Source organism: Kordiimonas sp. SCSIO 12603, assembly GCF_024398035.1.
Taxonomy (GTDB): domain Bacteria; phylum Pseudomonadota; class Alphaproteobacteria; order Sphingomonadales; family Kordiimonadaceae; genus Kordiimonas.
This window is the reverse complement of record NZ_CP073748.1, coordinates 654,702-675,470: the sequence shown is the minus strand read 5'-3', so window position 1 is coordinate 675,470 and position 20,769 is coordinate 654,702. Positions and strand designations below refer to the sequence as shown.

The following is a 20,769-nucleotide window of genomic DNA, read 5'->3' as shown; positions in this document are numbered from 1 at the left end:
CTGCATTTCGGTTCCCGCAGATCCCTTTTTTATTGAGGCTTCAAATGAGCGAAACAAAAGTCACCTTCGTAAAGCCGCCAGAATATGGTCGTCCCAATTCCATTGAAGATGCCTCTAATAAGTATTTTATCCATCCGCTTTCAGAGTTAGTAGTAGAGATAGGAATTGCTCTCAAACTTAGCCCAAACATCATTTCATTTATGGGTATGGGATGCGGTTTTCTTGCAGCCTATCTATACTACTATCTACCGCAAACGCCTTATGTGATTGGCGGTTTCCTCGCCATGATCGGCTGGCATGTTTTTGATGGTGCAGACGGCAAACTAGCACGCGCCACAGGGAAGACTAGTGCTTTTGGCCGTATCATCGACGGTATCTGTGATCATGTTGTATTTAGTGTGGTATATATCTCCCTCGCTCTCCATCTCGTAGAAACGGGATACTCCCCCAATGTCTGGTGGCTGGTAATTGGGGCCGGGATTTCCCATGCGGTACAGGCCGCAGGCTATGAAGAACGTCGCCAAAAATACCAAAGGCGAATAGAAGGCCTTCACCGCACATCAGTGCAAGATAAACTCCTTCATATAAATGGGAAAAAATCATTCCTCGCTTCGCTCTACGACAAAGCCCAAAAACTTGTTGCTGGGGCTGACCACGGGCTTGACTGCAAACTAATGGAACTCAGCGAAACTCAGTGGGGTAAAGGTGTGGCAGGTGCTGTCATCATGCGCACTATCCCCATGGTGAAAGCCTGGGCTTTACTTAATGCAAATAATCGTACGCTGCTTATTTTTATCTTCGCCTTTATGGGTCAACCCGCACTTTATTTTGCAGTGGAACTGATCTTATTCAACATCATAATGTTGGGGTTAATCATCGCTGAATGGCAGCAAGAAAAAACCCTGATTGAATACGCTAACACCTTCACCGCCCCACCCGCATGAGTACCCTCTCAGATATTCAGGATATCCTCAGAGGCGCTCTGGCGTCTCTTGGTGGGTTTGGTGGCCGCGTTATTGCGCGGCTTATCTTGATGCTGCTTGCAGGTCAATTATACGGCGCTGAAGCGCTCGGTGTTTTAGGGCAAGTTGCAGCGCTCACGGAAATTCTGGCTGCAGCCGCAGTAATCGGATTGAAACGTAGTCTTCTAGATATTCTGAGCCATCCATACAACGAAGGCAAAGCCTCAAAAATCGTCAAAGAAGCTCTTATTTCCTCCCTGCTGCTTGCCAGTTTTATGTCCATAGTTTTTGGAGTGCTTTGGGAATATCTATTCACCGATATTGAACTGCCAATCCTGCTTCTTGTAGCAATCCCGGCAATTGTATTTGCGGAAGTGGCTGGCACAGCTATCCGCTTTCAACGCATTATCCGCTGGGAAGTAATCGCGCGCTGCATTTTTGAACCCTGGGCTTTCTTAATATCAGCCACCCTCTTTTACTGGCTTTCACCTTCAGAAGCAGGTCTTCTTTCAGCGTACGCTATATCGGCGCTGGCGGCTGCTTTTGGTATCGGTATTGGCCTTAATAAAGCTTATAGTTTCAGCGCTATATTCCATACCCAAATCGAGATTAAAGCACTTTATCAGATACCCCTGAAAAGCCTTCCAGTAGGTATTACAGATATTGGCATCATGATGTTTCGCCGCATTGATATTCTGTTGCTGTCGCTCGTTGCGGGCCACGGCGTAACAGGCATCTATTATATGGCGCAGCAAATTGTAACTGTACCCCATAAAATCCACCAACTGTTTGAACCGATGATGGCTCCTGTGCTGGCGAAACTGCACCATGGCGCCAAACGAAAAGCCACTGGCAGAAAACTATCCGGGTTTTGCCGCTGGGTCTTTACACTTCAACTTGCCCTTACTGTGCCGTTCATTCTGTTCTCAAACGAGTTGATGGCTGTCTTTGGAGAACAATTTTATGTTGGCGGTTTGGTGCTGAGCCTGCTGCTCATTGCTGAACTGTTTGATGGCAGCTTCGCCCTTGGAGAAACAGCTCTCGTTTATGCAGCACCACGCACACCGCCAAAGCTGATTATGGTGGCACTAATGATAGAAACTATTGCCATCATCTCATTCTCGTATTTTTTGGGGGCCGAAGGCGCGGCATTTGGGTTTATGCTTGCTATGGTCAGCCTGGCAGGGATGCGCCTATGGAAGCTGAAATCAAAACTGAATATCACCATTTTAAGCAGCAATTTCTTAAAACCACTCACTGGGGCGTTCTTCATTGCTGCTATCTTTGGCTTTATGAAACAAGAGACTGCGATTTATAATCCTGATTACTTCGGCATATATATTTTCGCAGCCATTGCTCTCTATCTGGGGGTAATTCGCCTCACATCCCTAACGGCAGAAGATAAAACTATCTGGAAGCGATTAAGGGCTGGTTAGAATTAAGCCATTTCGTGGCCATTTCGTGCATTTCAGGGCTATCAACATCTATCCAGAAATGGCCTGAAACGTCCACTGTAACCGCTCTTTTTTCCTTAGCCAGCTCCAGCATTCCGCCTGAGATGGAATAATCATTCTGGTCTCTGCCGCTTTTCTCAATCGCTTCAAACAAGGCAGGCCCCGCGTGAAAGACACCTGTATCAAAAGCATTATAGAGAGGGATTTCCTTCCCGATATTCGCAATATAACGGCCCTTGGTGCACACCTTGGTTACATCTTCCAAATCCACATACGGGTTGTTTAATTTACCGTCTACCGCCAATGCTATTTCATCCTGCTTCTTACCAGCAGAAAGCAGCTGTTCAATAAGAGCAGGTTCAAGGAAGTGATCACACATAGAAAGCACAAAACTTTCTGAAAGCTTCTCCGCCGCTTTCAGGACAGACAGACCATTTGGATACATAAAATCAGGGTTATGGATGGTTTCAATATGCCAGCCAGTGTCCTTTGAAAGGCTTTCAAGAAAGGTTTCAAGAATTTCTGCATGATAGCCTGTTACAACAACCGCACGGCTCAAGCCCGCAGCGAACGCACTTTCAAGTGCCCGTTCAATAAGCGGAATGCCACAAAGCTCAACAAGCGGCTTTAGATTGCCTTTGGCCCTGAGCCGTGTGCCCATTCCTGCAGCAACAATTAGCAGGTCTTTTGTCATTATAGTGTCCTTAACTGGTAGGGAGTAGAAGGTGCGGGGTTCGCTGGTTTCTTCAGTTTCAGCAGCGCCGGCAGAAGCGCCCATGTAAGGAGCAGGCACATAGTGAAACCAATTATCGCCAACAGCCCCATAGAGCGGAGCCCGCCCATTGATGCCGTGATCAAACCACCGAATCCAAGAAGTGTCGTAAGCGTCGTAATACTGGACGCTTTGCCCGTCGTGGCCATCACTTCTGTGAGACTTGAGCCACCCTCACGAAACCGCTCGTAAATGTGAATACCATTATCAACCGAAATACCGATGAGTGACGGGATAATCACCATGTTGATAATGGACAGTTGGATACCGGAGAATGCCATTACAGCCACTGTGAAAAGCAACCCAACAAGTGTCGGCAACAGAATAACCAGCGTGCCACTCACAGAACGTACAAACATGAAAACAACGAGGAGGGTAATACTGCCCACAAGAAGCACGGCCTTCACTGCATCGGCTTTCATGAGCTGAAGCATCTCGACAAAAATAAAACTCTCTGATGCTGGATGATAGGTTTTTCCATTCACTGTGAAGGAAGCTACGTCATCATAAAACTGTGCCGCCAATCGTGCGTCATCCATGGTCACAGAATTATAGATATACATCAGATATCCGGGCTTACTTTCATCCCCCAGGAACACTCGGCGCATAGCGGGCGGCAGATCATCGACACCAAATGTATCAATCTGTAAGTATTTAGCTTTGTCCTCCACGCTTTCTGGTACAGGCCCGCTTTCTTCCAGCCTGCTCCACATACGTTTAATTACCTCAAGGCGTTCCGCTTGCTCTGTACGGTCAGGCACAAAATTACGTACGCTTGTGAGCTTCGCAATTGTAGGTGTTTCCGTATCCGCTTTGGCATATTCTTCAAAATAGGCCTCAATAGCTTTCACTTCATCAAGGTTTTCCACAACCAGAACAGCCCTGTCGTGCCCGCCTTTGAAGATATTTTTTGATTGAGTTACAGCCCACTGATGATCAGCTTTTTTCGCTGCCTCAAGGTTTTTGAAATTACGTTCAAAGCTTATTTGTGGTGCCAGATATCCCGCGATAACAACCATCGGTAACAAACAGAGAAATACCTTTCGGCTGTGCTTTCCGCCTAATCCCCAAAAAGCATTAGTGAAATTCTGTTTCTTCTTACGCGGTTGCCAGTTGATATAACGCTCAGAGAATGTAAGCAGTGCAGGGAACACTGTGTACATAGCAATATAAATCAGCAGGATACCGCTGCCAGCGATAAAACCAAATTCCCGGAACGCCCGAAACTCTGTGAGCATAAGCGACAAGAACCCACTAGCTGTAGTGACAGCCGCGATCAGGGATGCTTTTCCAGTATGCCCAATCACCTCGCCGAGGGCAGATATATGGGTTTCACCCTTTGCCCTTAATTCTTCATAACGGCTGAAATTATGGATGCCGAAATCGATCCCCAACCCAAAAAGGATAAGTGCAAGGAAGATAGTGATGAGGTTCAAGCCCCCTACCACAACAGCTGTCAGGCCGATGGTCCAAATAATGCCAACCACAAGCGGCAGGATAATAAGGAAAACTGCAGATAATCTGCGGTAATAAACGAGCAACAACAACACGATTAAGGATATAGAACTGCCAAGCCCGGTGCCCACATCCCCTATCACTGCATCATACTGAGCAACTTTGTTTCTGATACGCCCAGCGATACCCACATGGATACCGCTATCCTCAGCATTCAAATCAAGCGCACCAATGATAGACGCCACATCGCTAATCATTTTCTTGGCTGCACCAAGCCCTTCAAAACCCGGCTTCGGCCAGATAACCAGCGCCTGCGTCAGTCCATCATCAGAGATAAACCGCTGCTCGGTTTCAATAGTTTGCTCTTCTTCAAACGGTGTTTCTTCGGTTATTTCGCTCGAAGCCTCAACTCCGCTCCCAACAAGCGTTATACTGATAGGAATGCCAGTTTTTTCCTTAAAAGCTCGTGCCGTTGAAGAAAGTATTTCTTCCTCAAGTGTGGTTTCCAGTTTCTCTAATTCAGGTACACTGAGCTGCAACAGCTTATGCCGTTCAAGTACCGAAATATCTTCAAAATACTGTACGCTTTCACTCCATAATAACGGCCGAGTAACCGCTTCAAGAATGAACAATACTTCTTGTACTTTTGCTTGATCTTCACCGCGCACTAACACTTGGATAGAAGCAAAACTACCAGCCTTTTCCATAGCAGACTGGAGCGTTTTCACACTCGCTGCACCTTCCGGCATCAAGGCTTCAAGTTTAGTGGAAACCTTGAGATTGCCAATCTGCGTAAATGAGACCCACAGCAGAACAACAGCTAGCAGCAACACCAATTTGTGCTGAACACAAATCAGCTCAGCCATTCTGTTGCTCAATAATGTCATTAGCCGCTACCTCAACTCATACAAACTTGCGTTTCAGAGTGAATAACGGAGCGAGGAGACCCTAACCTCCGAAATAAAATCACAGTAGGTATTTAGAGCCTCTATGCCTGCCTCGCCCTCAACTATTACAAACGTAATATTATTCTTGACTCCATCTTTTACACACGTAATATTACAGGCGTAATAGATAAGAGAAGTAGTAACTTATGACTAAAATCAGCGATGCAGAACAAATCATCATGGAAGCGCTTTGGAACAAAAGCCCTCTCACGGCCCATGAGGTGGTGGCTGAAACAGCCGAACCTAACGGCTGGAGTGACGCCACCGTTCGCACGCTGCTCAATCGCCTCCTGAAAAAAGAAGCTATTTCTGCTGAGCGTGTAAATCGACAATATCTGTACCGACCACTTCTTGAATGTAATGCATTTGTGAAAACCGAAAGTCAGAAATTCCTTGGCCGATTTTTTGATGGCAAATTGGCACCCTTTGTATCCCAGTTCGTTGGGGAAAATGGTCTGAAACAACAAGATATTGCTGATCTGAAGCAACTGCTCAAGGATATTGAAGATGCTGAATAGTACCTTGGAAACACTTATTTCCTTCAGCGTGGTTTTATCAGTAGCAATCCTTCTGGTGCTGATGATCAGAAAACAGGTGCGTCGGCATTTGGGGGCATCAGCTTGTTATATGGTGTGGCTCGCTGTGCCGTTTTCCCTATTGATATACTTCCTGCCTTTTGCCGCACTGTTCATGGAGCAACAGGCAGCCTCACAACCGATCTATGCTCAATTTCTTCTTGAAGAAGTTGTTCCAACCCCTGTTGCGACATCAAGCATCCAGCAAACAATTTCCAGCTTTTTCCCCAGCGGCATTGCTACGCCAGCAATAACACTATGGGTCTTAGGTTTCGTGTTATCAGCCGCTATTTTTGCTATCAGACAAAGACGCCTGAAAACATTACTTTCACCAATCAAGAACTCAGGCAAAGGGTATTATCAATCAAATACAGAAGCCGTTGGTCCTGCACTCATAGGCCTGATCAAACCTAAAATCGTCGTCCCACCACATTTTGACACCAAATATAGTTCCGAAGAACAGCGGTTGATCCTTACCCATGAGCGGGTGCACCAAAAACATAGAGACCCACTTGTTAATGGTATTACCGCCCTGCTCCAGCTCATCAATTGGTTCAATCCACTGGTTCATTATGCAGCTGGGAAACTCTTTATGGATCAGGAACTGGCGTGTGATGCAGCTGTGCTCCGGCAATTCCCTAAGGCACGCAAACGGTATGCAAACACCCTTTTGAACGCCCACCGCGAACTTGTTCCAAACGCCCTCAACTGTTTTTGGACGGGCCGGGAAAAACACCCATTTGTAGAACGTATTCAGGCTATTCAGCTGGAAGTCCTAAATGGCCCTAAAAAAGTGAACAACCTTCTAGCATTGGGCACAATTTCCATCATTACTCTTGCCGCTGTCCTGCCAGACTGGAACAAGCAGTTAAGACAAATAACGCCTTCCATTGCCACCTTCGCCTCCGCAGACCAACTGGCGCTGATTTCAGCAGCTCAAAAAGGTGATACTATAGAAGCCGCAAAACTTCTTAAAAGCGGTGTAAATCCAAATATCAGTATCTCACCTTACGGCACACCGCTTATTATTGCTGCATCCCGTGGTGATACAAAAATGGCAGAAACTCTGATGGCACACGGGGCTAAAACTAATCTCTCTGCCAGAGGCAAGGGTTTTCCGCTTTTATCAGCCGTTGAAAGGGAAGATATTGCGCTAGTTGCCCAGCTTCTAAAGAACGGAGCAACAATTAACGCACTTGTGCCTGAAATGGATGCCAGCCCGCTTGCAACAGCCGCGAAGATAGCTAATCCGGATATGGTTTCACTTCTTCTCGCCCATAAGGCTGATCCGAATATGCCTGTTGATGATGAAGGCTCTGCCCTGATAGCAGCCGTATCATCTGGTAAACTGGAAATCGTTGAAATGCTGGTACGCGCGGGGGCTGATACGAAAGCCGTTGGCCGCCTAGAAGAACGTAATCATCAAGAACGCCATACCACCGCCCTTAAAGAAGCAAAACGCCAAAAGCGGAATGACATAGAGCGGTATTTGATCCAGCTCGAATAACACACCGACTTTTCCCAACCAAAACCTCATCACCCAACACCTTCAAAGATTTCCTCTTTGAAGAAAGGAGACACTTATGCCGAATTCACTGAAACCCTTATTATTTACATTCTTTGTGCTGCTGCTTTTAAACCCGCCTGTGCATGCTGACGAACACATATCGTTTAAATATGAAACAGCAAAAATCACCTCTGAACATCTAGAAAAAGAAAAGCAAATCTATATCCATCTGCCATCTTCTTACTCAGAAGAGAAGAAGCGTACTTACCCGGTTTTATATGTATTAAACCGTCCAGAAAACTTTCTGATTTCCAGCCAGATCGTGGACTTTCTCTCGAGCAAAGAAAATATCCCGGAAACCATTGTTGTAGGCATTCCACATAGTGGTAATTCCCGTTTTGAATATAGTCCCTATGATGGCGATACTCGCAGAGAGGAAATGGATAGCTTTCACCGCTTTCTAAAGGAAGACATCTTCCCTTATATCAACAGCACCTATAGAACCACACCGTCCAAAGCAATTGTCGGGCACTCCTTAGCCGGGCTTTTTGTTACAGATCTTTTCATTCATGAACCTGATCTCTTCAACAGCTTCATTGCTCTCAGCCCCTCTTATCATCACGGAAAACCTGTGCTTGAAGATATGCGCACGTTTCTCAAAACTCATGACACAAACGATAAAGTATTTTACGCAAGCCTGGGCAGCGATGAGTATTACCGGATAGAAAATGAATACTTGAGAATGCAGCAGATTTTTAACGAAACCACACCTGAAGGGCTGCGCTGGGATATAGGCGATATTAGAAATGCCTCACACCGGTCTCTTATTCTTCCGGGTCTCATTGATGCGCTGAGTTTTATTTATGAGGGCTATAATCTCTCCATGCCACAATTCAGGAAACAAGGCTATAACGGCATTGTCGCTCATTATGCACAACTATCAAAAGAGCTTGGAATTAAAGTCACGCCATCAAAAGGGGATATTGAAGGTCTACTGAGATATTTCAGTAATCCTGACCGTAAAAATGATCCAGATATTGCACCACACCTGAATGATTACATTGAAGATTTAAAGCGGCTTTTGAAACATTTCTATAGTTAGACATAAGGAGCTGCCTTTGCAGCTCCTTTATTTAAGGCTTTGCTAAAACAAACCTAACTTCTGCAAATTCATGGAAGCGGCATAAAAATTAGCAAGTGAGGTACGCTGCACAAGGTGAGCTTTAAGCTCTTCAATTTGCGCGGTTGTGGCTCTTTCTTCCCGAATATTCAGTATAAAGAAGTCACTGGCACCATTTTGAAAACGCACCTGTTCTGCATCTGCAAGAAGTCTGGATTGTCTGGTTTCCTGTTTCGCAAGTTCAAGCATTTCCACAGACACTTTAAGATCAAGCGTTACTCGTTTAAGCTCAAGTTGAATTTTATCCTGCACCATTCTGGTTTTCTGCCTTAGTGCCTTCCGTTTTGCTTTTGCAGCAGTTAGTTTGCCCTTAGCCTTTCTCTGGCCAAGCGGGATAGAAAACTGGAGGCCAACAACAGTATCTGTAGATGCACGTGATGAACCACCTTCTGCAATAGAGCCAAAATCCCTTGATAGTTCGAGCGACAGATCCAGTTGCGGTGCAAGATCATTTTCCCGTAAATTCACAGTTTGATTAAGCCGTTCAATAGCAAGTTTTAACTGTTGTAGCTCCGGCCTGTTCTGAAGCAACTGACCAGGCCGTAAAATCAACGGAAAAACAACGCTTTCTTGCTGATCAAAAACAGTAACATCCGGGAGCTCATACGCTTCAGGCAATCGTGTAGTACCTTCCTTATTTCGAAGATAATAGCTAAGCCTGATAGCCGAGGCCTGGAAGCGCTGTTTTGCTTCGGTTACCAATTTCTCACGGCGCGTAATATTCTGTCTGTTTTCCAGAATAAAGATATCAGCCACCGCGCCTTCTTTTACCTGAATCTCAAGGGCTTTTTGCCGCTCATTTGCTATCTGCAAAAGCTGCCGATAAACACCATACTGATGCCCCGTCACAACCCAGTTCCAATAGGCTTGGGTAGCCTGCTGCTGAATAATAATTTTCTGGAACAGGATATCGGTTTCAGCCTGCTTTTGGGCTAGAGCCGTATCCCGGATATTAAAACGGTTTTCATCAATATCCCTGTTCCGTAGAAGCGAAAAGAGCGTGCCCACTTTAAATTCACCAAGTGTATTGGTGAAATATTCATCTTCATAAATTGGGAACCGACCATCAGAGATACGGTACTTGCCGTAAACTTGTGCCCCGTAAACACCAATGTTTTGTTTAGCTTCAAGTTCAACGACAGAGCCACTCCAGAAACCTGTTGCCCGACTGAAACCACTAGCGCCTAAATTTACATCGAATGCGCCTTGGGCTGCCTGCGCGTAGCCTGCGGCTTCATTCTTTTCTGCAATTTCCAGCAAGATTTCAGGTACATTCCGTACCGAAGAAGCCAAAACATCTTCAAGCGTTAATGGTTTATCCTGAGCCAACGCCCCGAAAGACATATGCAGCACCGCTAGCATACCCGTTACAATGCTCAGCTTTTTAAGAACATAAAACATATCGGCGTGCCTCAAGGGGTGAATGTTTTGCGGAATTCAGGTGGAAAGTTATTGAGCTGCCGCCATACTTCATAGCCAACTGATACAGTTTCAAAGGTTACCCAACCGCGGGCTTTCGATCCAAATCTGACATATGAGCTATCGGGCCAGGGATGTGGGTCAGATTTATCTTCCTGCACCAATACCCTGAAGAGGCCGTTTGGGTCCGCCGTTGGGTCAATCGCTACAATTTCTCCACCAAAAATCCCCACAGCCGCTGATGGCCAACCGCTGAACTGAATACTCGGCCACCCTTCAAACTGCAGGCGCACTTTATCTCCGATGCGCGCAAGTGCGATATCTCTACCATCGATGTAAAGGGCTACAGCCCGTTCTGCATTCGCTGGGATAAAAGTAGCCACCACATCACCAGCCTTTAAGAAGGTGGAGCTATCACCAGCATTTACTCTCAAGATCACACCGTCTCTTGGTGCACGAACAAATTGCACAGAACTGCGAGACAGGGATACATCAAGCCTTGTTAGTTGGGCAGAAGCCTCAGCAACCTTGCTTTTCATATCCTCTACTCGAATACGCACAGCTTCAAAATCACGGCGAGAGGCCAAGCCTTCATTAAAAAGCTTTTCGGTACGAGCCAGATCCAGTTCTGCGGTTTTCATGGCGTTCTGGTTAGCTTCCAGTTTAAAGGCAACCTGTTGCCGCTCTGTTTGCAGACGTTCAAGGAAATTAGGATCATTATCCACAATCTGCAGGATAGGGTCATTGGCTTTCACATAGCTGCCATCCTCTACAAACCATTTCTGAATGCGGCCGGAAACAAGTGCATTGATTTCCTGTACCCGGTCATTTGGGCTAAGGGCGATAATGCTGCCGCGGCCATAAGTGGTTTGTACCCACGGCATGAAAACCAAAAATAGAATAACTGCTATGAGACCAGTGGCTATCATAATTGCTACTGCTCTCATCACCTTTGGTGGCTGAATACTTTCAAGCGTTTTGAAATAGGCCTGCGTACGCTCTGTAGTCATGATGCCAACTCTTGTGTTTGGTTCCGAGGTTGAGAGCTGAAAGGGCGGTCCCGAAGCATGAAAAAATCCTCCGGTTTTTCGATGATCTGCTGCGTGTCTGACGCCATTAACATGAACTGATCAAAGCCACAGGCTGAGATACGGTTACTGAAGTAGAGAATGGAAGCTCCTGTGTTCGCTTTTATAGCTGTAAGCGTGCGTTCAAGCACTGGCGCAGGTAGCGCATCAAACAGCTGCGTCAAGACAAGCACTTGCGGTTCAGCAATAAGGACGGCTGCCAATTTAAGCTTCAACACTTCTACAAGCGAAAGCGGCGCTCCTGTAAGTGAAAGCTGCGTATCCATGCCATCAGAAAGGGATTGGATGGTGCTTTCAAGCCCTACTATTTTAATGGCCTCAAGTGGCTGTATAGTTTGCCCTTCATACTCAGCAGCTTTCAGGAAGTTTCTGATGGTACCAGGGATGAGAGTTGGCCGATCAAGGATGGTGATAAGCTGACGAAGCTTATGCACTTCAATATCCAGCACATCCGTGCCAGTGAAGCTTACAATCCCGTGGTGGGGGCGTTCATGGTGCTTCAGAAAATCTGTAAAAAGACGCTGAACGGCAGCATTGGGAGCAGCACAGAAAATTGAAGCACCGGCTTTGATCTCCAGATTAAAGGTTACATGCTCATGCCGGGCAAAACCGCTGGCTTGTGCGAAGATCAGGTCTTTTGCGCCTTTGCGCGGAGTAAGCGTGCCCGCTGGAACTTCCTGTGGCACATCAAAAAAATGTGCCAGTTCTTCCGTTGCGGCTGTAAGATCATAAAAACTCGCAAGATAATCACCCAGTTGGGAAATACCGTAAAATACTGCTGAAAGAATAAGCTCAGCTGCCACAAGCTGGCCGAGGGAAAGCTCACCATTAATCACCAGCCAGCCGCCGATACCAAGAAGCAGAGCGCTGGCCAGTGCATAAATCACCAGAAACGCCAGTGCCTGTGAAAAGGTATATTTAAAATGATGCTTGGTACTATTGATATAATCAGCCGTTTTCTTATCGCTCTGCTCAAGCGCACGTTCAATATGCTTACGGGATTTATAATAGCCGTTAGATGCACCAAGACTTTCAATCCAGCCCGCCACATTATGCTTGGTGTGAGAAAGCGCCACTGCACTCAGCATCGCACGATTACCCCAAACACCCCATACCGCCCAGATAAGTAGCACAAGCCCGATATTAAATCCCAGAAACAACGGGTGATACAGGGATACAATCGTAAACCCTACTAGAGCTTGTAGAATAATGGTGAAACCACCAATCAATAGATAAGGCACTGCCTTCTGCACCGTTACGATATCGAAATACCGATTAAAAAGCGTGTTTTTGCCTGCATCTGTAAAAAACGGGTTCTGGGCATATAAGGTTTTAAGGGTAATTTCTGCCACAAGGCGCGCATAAAACCGTCTGCCAAACAGCTCCATCAAATGAATCCTGAGCGCATTCAACAACCCCGATACCATCAAGAGCACAAACAGCGTGACTGAAAGCCCGATAAGCGGGGTTTTAAGGCCCGTGTTCGCAACGGTGTTGATCAACATCTGTACTGAAATCGGCACCGCCAACGTAAGCAAGCTGATACCGATACCGTAGATGATGGCAAGCCAATAGAACTGCTTTTCATCCCGCAGCAAACTGCGGATAAAATGCCATAAATCAGAAACCGACTTCTGCGGAGAAGCTGCGGATGATGGGTTTTGCATGGAAATTACCTAAAAAATGCCCTGCGCGTACTGAGGTAGGGGGTATGGTATGAAGTAGCACGCGCAGGGCTGGGGGAACTAAGAACAAGGAGCAAGAGAATGTGAGGCTTCAAGGGCTTTAATTCGAGCCTGTAATCTCCGGCGGGTTGCTTCAAGCGCTGATTTGTTCTCAATGCCCGAAATGCCGCCTACGTCAGCGTAAGCAAGCTTAGAGCTCACAACAGAAAGCAGCGCCTTCATAGACAATAAAACAAGTTTATTTTGATCTTTTGTCGCTTCGCTTTTCATTGTGTTTCTCTTTCTTTCTCTGCCGATACGATTGAAATGGGAAACCAGATTGATTGTTCAACATAAATAAAATATGTTTTTTGATATAAAAAAACTATCAAAAGAAGTAGCCTTGATGAACGCCGTTACCCTGAAACAGATGCAGTATCTTGCGGCACTGGATGAAACCCGTAATTACAGAAAAGCAGCGGCCGTTTGCGGTATCAGCCAGCCTTCGCTTAGTGTTCAACTCCAGAATCTGGAAACTACTCTTGATGTGAGATTGGTGGAACGGAGCCGTAGTGGCGTGTTTTTCACCCCTGTGGGACGGGAAGTGCTGGAGCGGGCAAAAGATATCCTTCTCCGCGTACAAGGATTACGGGATGTGGCAGAGGCTGGCAAACATGCGCTGGCTGGCACCATCAGGCTTGGCACAAAATCAACACTAGGCCCCTATATCCTGCCAAAGGTCGTGCAGCGGCTTCACAAAGATTACCCTGATCTCAAGCTTTATATTCGTGAAGTTGATCCCAGAGAGATGGAACGCGAACTGGCGGAAGGGGAGCATGATATCATTCTCGCTCAACTACCCATTCAGCATGAACAACTGGCCACCACAGAGCTATACCGTGAACGTCTTCTTCTTGCGCATGCGCGGGATCACAGGTTCGCCAGCCAGAAAGAAGTGAGCCCTGCGGACCTGAAGAACGAACTCGTGTTGTCCCTTGATCAACGCTATCATATGCATGAGCAAATCCGCTATCTCTGTGATGATTTTGAAGCAGTTGTTTCTGGTGATTATCTTGGCACCAGCCTTGACGCACTGAGACAAATGGTAGGGATGGGGATGGGAGTAACTTTCTTACCCGAGCTTTACGCCAAATCAGAAATCTCAGCGAACAGCGAAGTGATGGTAAGACCATTAAAGAACAAGCATATCTACCGCACCATTGGGCTTGTTTCCCGTAAAGATGTAGGCAAAGCCGATGCATACACGCGCATCGCTGATGTGATCAAAAACGTGGTGAAAGAAATACAGTAAGAATGGCGCGCGAGCCTTTTCATATTTCGAAACAGTATTCACCTGAAGAACTGCGCGATTTATTCAATGCCCTATCGGATTGGGAAGACATTCTCAAATACATTGATTGGGATGCTTTAGAAGATCCCTCTCCCCAAAAACCGAAGGGGCCACGACCATGAAGTCGGCCTCTACAATAAAACGTCCCGCACCACTATCTATCCGTTTGAATGATGCTGAGCGTGATGACCTGTTACGCCGTGCAAATGGTGAAGCGTTATCAAGCTATGTGAAGCGCTGTGTGTTTAGTAAGCGGTCATTCTCTGGACGCATGTCACAGGAGCAAGTTGCTCTCCTATTAGCAAAACTTGCTTCCTGTGGCCTTGCAAGTTCACTGAATGACTTATCTGAAGCTGCACAGCTTGGGGTTCTCCCCGTAACATCTGATACCGAGCAAGCTTTAAGACAAGCTTGTACTGATGTTGCAGATATGCGCCTCATGCTATTACAGGGCTTGGGTAAACGCTTATGATCTTAAAAGCTAGTCAAAGGGGTGGCGGGCGTGAGCTTGCCGCCCATTTGATGAAAGAAGAAAACGAACATATTGAACTTCATGAAATGCGAGGCTTTATTGCCAATGACCTGCAAGGGGCATTTGATGAAGCACATGCCATATCCAAAGCCACCAAATGTAAACAATATCTGTTTTCACTATCTCTGAACCCACCCGCACATGAACAGGTGGCAACCCCTGCTTTTATCCGTGTGGCTGATGAAGTAGAAAAACGTCTCGGTTTGGAAGGCCAGCCACGCGCTATTGTATTTCATGAAAAAGAAGGCCGACGACACGCTCATGTGGTCTGGTCACGCATTGGCATTGAGGATGACAAGCTTAAGGCTGTTAATCTCCCCTTCTATAAACGCCGCCTGACAGAACTATCAAAAGAACTGTATCTGGAACATGGCTGGAAGCTTCCTGATGGCCACAGAGACCCAAGCTTACGTGATCCAACCAACTTTGGCCTTGCTGAGTGGCAACAAGCACTACGGGTAGGCCGTGACCCACGAGAGATAAAACAGATATTCCAATCTGCATGGCAACATTCAGATAGCGCTAAAGCACTCAATGCTGCTCTATCAGAACACGGCTTCATGTTAGCTAAGGGCGACAAACGTGGCTTTGTCGCTGTTGATTACCGTGGTGAAGTATATTCAATAGCAAGATACGCAGGTGTGAAAACCAAAGAAGTAAAACAACGCCTAGGTGATCCTGAAAAATTGCCATCAGTGGATGAAGTCAAAGCCACATTCAAGAAACGCATAACACCAAATCTGAACAAGCTGATCAAACAACAAAAGCAAAACCACCATACACAGAAAAGCATCCTTCAGGAAAAAGTATTCATTCTTGCCAAGCAACAAAAACTGACAAGGCAGTCATTAGCTAAACGCCAACAAAAAGAGCGGGAACTGATCAAGCATCACAACGCTGCTCAAACAAGAAAAGGCCTAGCTGGCGTATGGGATTTCCTGTCTGGCAAAACAACACAACGCAAGAAAGAAGCTCAGTTCAGAGAATGGCAGCAAGCGAAAGAACACCAACAACAGAAGGATACCATTATCCTTAAACAACTTAATGAGCGTCAACAGCTTCAACGAGAAAATAAGCGTATGAAAGTTCGGCAAAAAGAAGAACTCTATCGAGTAAATAACTTGATTAACCGAGCGCTTACCATGGATAAAAATATACTCCACAAACACTGTAACCATAAAACATCTAAAGTATTTTTAGGAAGATAGCTATTCGGGCTTTATTTACCCGAGAACCTCCTAAAAGCTTTAATTATCTCATAAGCTGCACCTGCGAATATTATTTTTTGAAATGTGTTTACAACGGTTATCAACGATGATTTCTTTGCCGCATCACCTATCGTCTCAGCTAAGCTACTTATTGGATTAAACAGTTCCCAAAAAACAAACCAACAATGAGGGTGAGGTTTCGAGAAAAAATAACCACTATGAACTAATAATACTATTATAATATTCACTGCGAACAATATCGTTAAAGGTCGTATCCACGAAGCCCCATAATCTGAAAAAAACCACCCGATAAATAAAACAGCTCTATCTTGAAACGATTTTAAGTAACTTTTTTCCTCTTTCAGTAGATGGCTCTCACATTTTGCAATTTCACGCTTTAGAATCAACTCTTGAAAACCATCGTATCGTTCAATTGCATTAGCTTTAAGCTGCATAAAGAATTGCTTGTGCGCATGGGCAAAGCGCCCTTTTGCATCAAGTTGTTGGTATTGCCCCCAATAAAAATACTCTGGTGGTGCATCTGCAACAAGCTGTTCAATCTTGTTAACACCCCGGAAAAAGTAATGTATTCCACTCAAAGGCTTTAATTGGGTAAATTGATTATCCGTTAGTCTAACAATTGCTTTAAGAGTATTTGATTTTCTAACCAGATCTTTTGCATCAACTTTGGGCTTCTCTTCGTAACGCAATAAAAAATCTAGCACATCATTTATGTTACCGTCTTCGCCTTCTTTTAATTTTGCAGTCAAGGTTTGGCGCAGCGCACTGAATGAAGCGTCATTTCGTTCCTCTAGTTTTTCTTCAAATCTTTTTACTGCAGCGTAACGTTCGATGTCACTTCCCTGCAAAACCCACCCCCAAGCAACATGGCTTGCCGTGGGTGTACGTTCCCAACCACCTATAGTCACATGACGGTTTAAAAAAGCGTTATTGCGTAAGACTAAGATACTACGTAGAGGACTTAGTCCAAAATAGAGATCAGTTCCTTTAAAGGTATTACTTTCAAAACTTACATATGCATTTTCTCCCAAAGTAATTTTAGCATATGGGTTTCTATCGGAATCGTTGGCTGTAAAATTATTATTTAAGAATTTTATGTGGATTCCGCCGTTATACTTGTCGGCTTCTCTTATCGATTTTTCAGGATACTTTTCATCAATTTCTAATCGATCCAGAATTAATTGATCACATCTAAAGCTATCAACTCTAATATCAAGGTTTCTAACCACTATGGTACATTTTGTGAAATACTCATCCAATGATTCTTGGATAAATTCTTTTTCAACATTTGGACCACTTATTTCAATATAATCAACAAGATCATTATCAATGATCGCTCTCTTTATTAACTTAATATGTGCATCATAATCATAATTTACGGCAGGTCGATTTTCCCAATCATAAGATAGGGTATCTGCAAGAAATTTAAAATCTATCTTCCTTTGATTATTTATCATTTTGCATACAAATTTTTCTACCGTGAAGCCACTCATATCTCCTATCGAAAGGAAGGGAATTACTCTGCACCCTCACTCACTTGTTCTGTCTCTACTGAAAGAGACGTCAATACCATCGATCCTAAAACTGAGCCTGTAACGCCAATAGCCAGAGATAAAATCAAGCTCAGAATAAACCCTTTAGTTTTTTGCCACCATTTCTGATGATACAAAGGGGTCCAAGTGACATTGGAGCAATTTTGACATTTGATTTTAGTACCCGCATTAATGCTGGTTATATCCAATTGATGATTACATTGAGGGTTCGGACAGGGCACTTCTCGTACCTTCCTTTCGACTACCTCAATCGGGTTATTGTCTATTGGGTTGGGTATATTCGATAGACTACTCATCTACTTCCCCCCAGCAACACTTTTAGAGAAAGCCCACTGCCCCATCAGTCGTTCCGTTGATCTATAAGCTGTTGGGTGATTTCTGAACATTCTTGTTATCTCTATGAAATTTTCAAGAATCAAATAAGTTTCAATCAGAGATCGTTGGAAATACTTACGTAAAGTATGTTCATCTGCAAGATTTGACTCAATAGCTTGTGCCATCTCTTCGATAAAATTTAACGTTGTAACTATATCATCAAACCCAACTTTATTGTTGGAACGAAAATCTTCATAGCTTTCAGGATTTAAGGCACGAAGAAATTCTATATTTTCAAAACTGAATAATCGCGATGTTATATGAAAAAAATCTGGCGTATTCCATTGTTGGATATACCTAGAGGCAAACTCTACTTTTTCTCTCTTCTCTTGTCTTCGTGAAAAATATAAAAAGAAAAACACCCCATATGCTATCATCAAATTTGACACTGCGTTGATAACTTCAAGCATATCGATGTAAGGAATTGAACCACTCATGCTGCCCCCTCTTTAAACACAAAAAGACAACTTATTGAATAATTTTCAACAAAACAACAACTATAACATTGTATTCACACGTAAAACCTTACTCTTGGTGAAAAATTAGAGTGAACCCTATTCTCTCTTGAGCCTGCATTTCATATCCAAGCCAAGCATATGAAATAACAACTAACACCTTTGTGAATTCCCTTATTGCGATATCTTTATAACTATCCTGGTCATTGTCACTTGTTGTAAGGATGTGCTTGTATGAAGTATCTGGATGATCGCCGTGTACAAATTGGCTTTGTTGTAACTCTTCTTGTCTCTTTGTTATTTCTACACGGTATTGAAGGCGACTATGGCCGATCACCTGCCACTTACATCCCAACGCTATCATCCTTGATCACAGGCTTTGCATTTGGCCTTTTATTAGCAGGCCTCTACACCCTCACCCGCTTCCTAATTAAACGCTATGGCAAATGGGTGTTTCTGATCTTTCTTGCTGGCCTGATACTGATTGGTGACTCTGCTGGATACAATTCCGCTGCTGCGGCTGTGACCAGCCCTATCGCTGGTATCATCGGGTTTATCTGGGGTGTCTCGGTTATTATGTATTTCTATTTGAAGGCCCACTTCAAATTCATCCCTAAAACCAAACTGCCAAACGTATTTGGCTCTTCCCGCTGGGCAACAAAAGATGACTTGGTGGAATGGGATTTACTCGGCGAACAGGAAAAATCCAACGGCTTATTTCTAGGCAAGACCGAAGAGGACAGCATCGTCTATGATGGCGATATGCATGCCCTCACAGTAGCCCCTACAAGAACAGGTAAAGGTGCTACTGCAATTATCCCAAATCTCTTGCGTTCCAACTCATCCATATTGGTCATTGACCCCAAAGGTGAGAATGCACGGCGTACTGTAGAAGCGAGGTCTAAAGCCTGTGACGGTAGAGATAGCAAAGTATATGTGATTGACCCTTGGGCTATCTCCACACAAGCAGATAAATATGGTGAAGGGATTTCAGAAGAATATCTAAGCGGCTATAACCCCCTAGCCTCTCTTAACCCAAATGATCCCGACCTTGTAACGGATGTGATGATGCTGGCTGATGCATTGGTGATTGATAGCCCGAAAGACCCATTCTGGACAGATGAAGCCAAAGCCCTCATCTACGGTGTTATCCTTTATGTGGTGACGGATGAAGCAGAAGAAGGCAACCGTACCCTTGCAAGAGTAAGAGATATCATCTCCATGCGTCCTGCCAAGGAAAACGACATAGACCTTACTAATACCATCAACGAGATCATCATAAACATGCGTGCCAGTGATCACCCGATGGTGCAAACGGCTGCCGACCGGATTGAGCAAAAAGAAGCTAAAGAATTCTCGGGCGTATTATCTTCTGCACAATCCAATACGCACTTTCTAGATAGCCCGGTTATTAGAAAAAGCCTTGAGGGGAATAACAGCAATTCATTCAGTTTCGCTGATCTTAAGACAGCAGATGAACGCATCACGGTTTATCTTGTATTGCCGCTAGATCGGCTACCAACCTTTCACCGCTGGCTGCGTCTGCTTGTAACGTCAGCCATGATTGATCTCACTCGTGTACCTGTAGACAATACAAAGCCGCCGGTACGTGTGATCTTGGACGAGTTTGCTGCTCTGGACAAAATACCACTCATTGAAAAAGCTTATGGCACGATGGCAGGACTTGGTGTGCAGCTATGGGTATTTACACAAGACCTTGGACAATTGATGAAACTATACGGTGACAAGGCTTGGCAGACCTTTGTGTCCAATGCTGGTGTATTCCAGTATTTCGGTTCAAGAGATTATGAAACTGCCAAATATGCAGAGCATCTATGTGGCATGACCACCATGAAAAAACGTTCATTTAGCTTTGGTAACAACCATAGCCACACATCGGGGATAAATTCATCAAGTGGTGCACAAGGTGGATCGTCTGGTTCATCATCAAGCTCCACAACTGGCTCAAACGAAAGTATCACTATTGATGATGTTTCACGTCCGCTCGCTTACGCTGATGAAATGATGACACTGCATAGGAATAAACAGGTTTTGTTTGTAGAGAACCGTTACCCAATTATTGCAGAGAAACATTGGTGGTTTGAGAAAAACACTAAAAGCTGGCGATAAAACAATCTTATTTCTAAGCATATCTAATTGTTACTGATATACTATTTACACATTGAAGATGTGTTTAAATCAATCTTCCAGGGTTGAGTAATTTGGCCAGCTTCAGTATAAAATAATAAAA

At 44.7% G+C, this 20,769-nt stretch carries 18 protein-coding genes; 9 read left to right on the top strand and 9 right to left on the bottom strand.

Annotated features, from left to right (window positions below; translation table 11 throughout):
* Positions 1 to 44 precede the first annotated feature (44 nt).
* Together KFE96_RS03095 and KFE96_RS03090 are read left to right on the top strand one after the other, a co-directional pair.
* Positions 45 to 944, top strand: coding sequence for a CDP-alcohol phosphatidyltransferase family protein (locus KFE96_RS03095; RefSeq protein ID WP_255834545.1), 900 nt, complete (start codon positions 45 to 47; stop codon positions 942 to 944).
* Positions 941 to 2,398 carry a lipopolysaccharide biosynthesis protein gene (locus KFE96_RS03090; protein ID WP_255834544.1) on the top strand — a complete coding sequence of 486 codons (1,458 nt, stop codon included), beginning with the start codon at positions 941 to 943 and terminating at the stop codon, positions 2,396 to 2,398. The genes KFE96_RS03095 and KFE96_RS03090 overlap by 4 nt, the downstream gene beginning before the upstream one ends.
* Here KFE96_RS03090 and KFE96_RS03085 read toward each other — a convergent pair.
* Complete coding sequence (locus KFE96_RS03085; protein WP_255834543.1) at positions 2,370 to 3,110, bottom strand: NTP transferase domain-containing protein; 741 nt, start codon at positions 3,108 to 3,110, stop codon at positions 2,370 to 2,372. The genes KFE96_RS03090 and KFE96_RS03085 overlap by 29 nt on opposite strands.
* Positions 3,110 to 5,509 carry an RND family transporter gene (locus KFE96_RS03080; protein ID WP_255834542.1) on the bottom strand — a complete coding sequence of 800 codons (2,400 nt, stop codon included), beginning with the start codon at positions 5,507 to 5,509 and terminating at the stop codon, positions 3,110 to 3,112. The genes KFE96_RS03085 and KFE96_RS03080 overlap by 1 nt, the downstream gene beginning before the upstream one ends.
* A 227-nt stretch (positions 5,510 to 5,736) precedes the next feature.
* Here KFE96_RS03080 and KFE96_RS03075 point away from each other — a divergent pair, with 227 nt between their 5' ends.
* The 3 genes from KFE96_RS03075 (at position 5,737) to KFE96_RS03065 (ending at position 8,774) form a co-directional block, all read left to right on the top strand.
* The gene (locus tag KFE96_RS03075; protein ID WP_255834541.1) at positions 5,737 to 6,108 is read left to right on the top strand and encodes a BlaI/MecI/CopY family transcriptional regulator; all 372 of its coding nucleotides are present in this window, start codon (positions 5,737 to 5,739) and stop codon (positions 6,106 to 6,108) included.
* Complete coding sequence (locus KFE96_RS03070; RefSeq protein WP_255834540.1) at positions 6,098 to 7,672, top strand: M56 family metallopeptidase; 1,575 nt, start codon at positions 6,098 to 6,100, stop codon at positions 7,670 to 7,672. Before KFE96_RS03075 ends, KFE96_RS03070 begins: the two co-directional genes overlap by 11 nt.
* Before the next feature lie 76 nt (positions 7,673 to 7,748).
* The gene (locus KFE96_RS03065) at positions 7,749 to 8,774 is read left to right on the top strand and encodes an alpha/beta hydrolase (RefSeq protein ID WP_255834539.1); all 1,026 of its coding nucleotides are present in this window, start codon (positions 7,749 to 7,751) and stop codon (positions 8,772 to 8,774) included.
* 42 nt (positions 8,775 to 8,816) lie between these two features.
* On the opposite strand, the gene KFE96_RS03060 is transcribed toward KFE96_RS03065, so the two are convergent.
* From KFE96_RS03060 to KFE96_RS03045, 4 genes are all read right to left on the bottom strand, one after another.
* Entirely contained in the window at positions 8,817 to 10,253 is a 1,437-nt protein-coding gene (locus tag KFE96_RS03060) for a TolC family protein (RefSeq protein WP_255834538.1), read from the bottom strand.
* Positions 10,254 to 10,264: 11 nt separating this feature from the next.
* The gene (locus KFE96_RS03055; protein ID WP_255834537.1) at positions 10,265 to 11,281 is read right to left on the bottom strand and encodes an HlyD family secretion protein; all 1,017 of its coding nucleotides are present in this window, start codon (positions 11,279 to 11,281) and stop codon (positions 10,265 to 10,267) included.
* A complete protein-coding gene (locus tag KFE96_RS03050; protein WP_255834536.1) occupies positions 11,278 to 13,026 on the bottom strand; it encodes a hypothetical protein in 1,749 nt (582 codons plus the stop codon). The genes KFE96_RS03055 and KFE96_RS03050 overlap by 4 nt, the downstream gene beginning before the upstream one ends.
* Positions 13,027 to 13,104: 78 nt before the next feature.
* A complete protein-coding gene (locus KFE96_RS03045; RefSeq protein WP_255834535.1) occupies positions 13,105 to 13,314 on the bottom strand; it encodes a hypothetical protein in 210 nt (69 codons plus the stop codon).
* A gap of 115 nt (positions 13,315 to 13,429) precedes the next feature.
* Here KFE96_RS03045 and KFE96_RS03040 point away from each other — a divergent pair, with 115 nt between their 5' ends.
* The 3 genes from KFE96_RS03040 to KFE96_RS03030 all read left to right on the top strand — a co-directional run bounded on the left by KFE96_RS03040 (position 13,430) and on the right by KFE96_RS03030 (position 16,114).
* Positions 13,430 to 14,335 carry a hydrogen peroxide-inducible genes activator gene (locus KFE96_RS03040; RefSeq protein WP_255834534.1) on the top strand — a complete coding sequence of 302 codons (906 nt, stop codon included), beginning with the start codon at positions 13,430 to 13,432 and terminating at the stop codon, positions 14,333 to 14,335.
* A gap of 157 nt (positions 14,336 to 14,492) precedes the next feature.
* Complete coding sequence (locus KFE96_RS03035) at positions 14,493 to 14,846, top strand: hypothetical protein (RefSeq protein WP_255834533.1); 354 nt, start codon at positions 14,493 to 14,495, stop codon at positions 14,844 to 14,846.
* Positions 14,843 to 16,114 carry a relaxase/mobilization nuclease domain-containing protein gene (locus tag KFE96_RS03030; protein WP_255834532.1) on the top strand — a complete coding sequence of 424 codons (1,272 nt, stop codon included), beginning with the start codon at positions 14,843 to 14,845 and terminating at the stop codon, positions 16,112 to 16,114. Before KFE96_RS03035 ends, KFE96_RS03030 begins: the two co-directional genes overlap by 4 nt.
* An 11-nt stretch (positions 16,115 to 16,125) precedes the next feature.
* Here KFE96_RS03030 and KFE96_RS03025 read toward each other — a convergent pair whose 3' ends face one another.
* From KFE96_RS03025 to KFE96_RS03015, 3 genes are read right to left on the bottom strand one after another with little or no spacing between them, the layout of a single operon-like run.
* Positions 16,126 to 17,628: a hypothetical protein gene (locus tag KFE96_RS03025; RefSeq protein ID WP_255834531.1), complete on the bottom strand. Its 1,503-nt coding sequence runs from the start codon at positions 17,626 to 17,628 to the stop codon at positions 16,126 to 16,128.
* A gap of 23 nt (positions 17,629 to 17,651) precedes the next feature.
* Positions 17,652 to 17,984 carry a hypothetical protein gene (locus KFE96_RS03020; protein ID WP_255834530.1) on the bottom strand — a complete coding sequence of 111 codons (333 nt, stop codon included), beginning with the start codon at positions 17,982 to 17,984 and terminating at the stop codon, positions 17,652 to 17,654.
* Positions 17,985 to 18,500 (bottom strand): DUF4760 domain-containing protein, encoded by a 516-nt coding sequence (locus tag KFE96_RS03015; RefSeq protein WP_255834529.1) that lies wholly within the window; start codon positions 18,498 to 18,500, stop codon positions 17,985 to 17,987. It lies immediately after the preceding gene.
* 252 nt (positions 18,501 to 18,752) lie between these two features.
* On the opposite strand from KFE96_RS03015, the gene KFE96_RS03010 reads away from it, so the two are divergent.
* A complete protein-coding gene (locus KFE96_RS03010) occupies positions 18,753 to 20,648 on the top strand; it encodes a type IV secretory system conjugative DNA transfer family protein (protein ID WP_255834528.1) in 1,896 nt (631 codons plus the stop codon).
* The last annotated feature ends 121 nt before the right edge of the window (positions 20,649 to 20,769 follow it).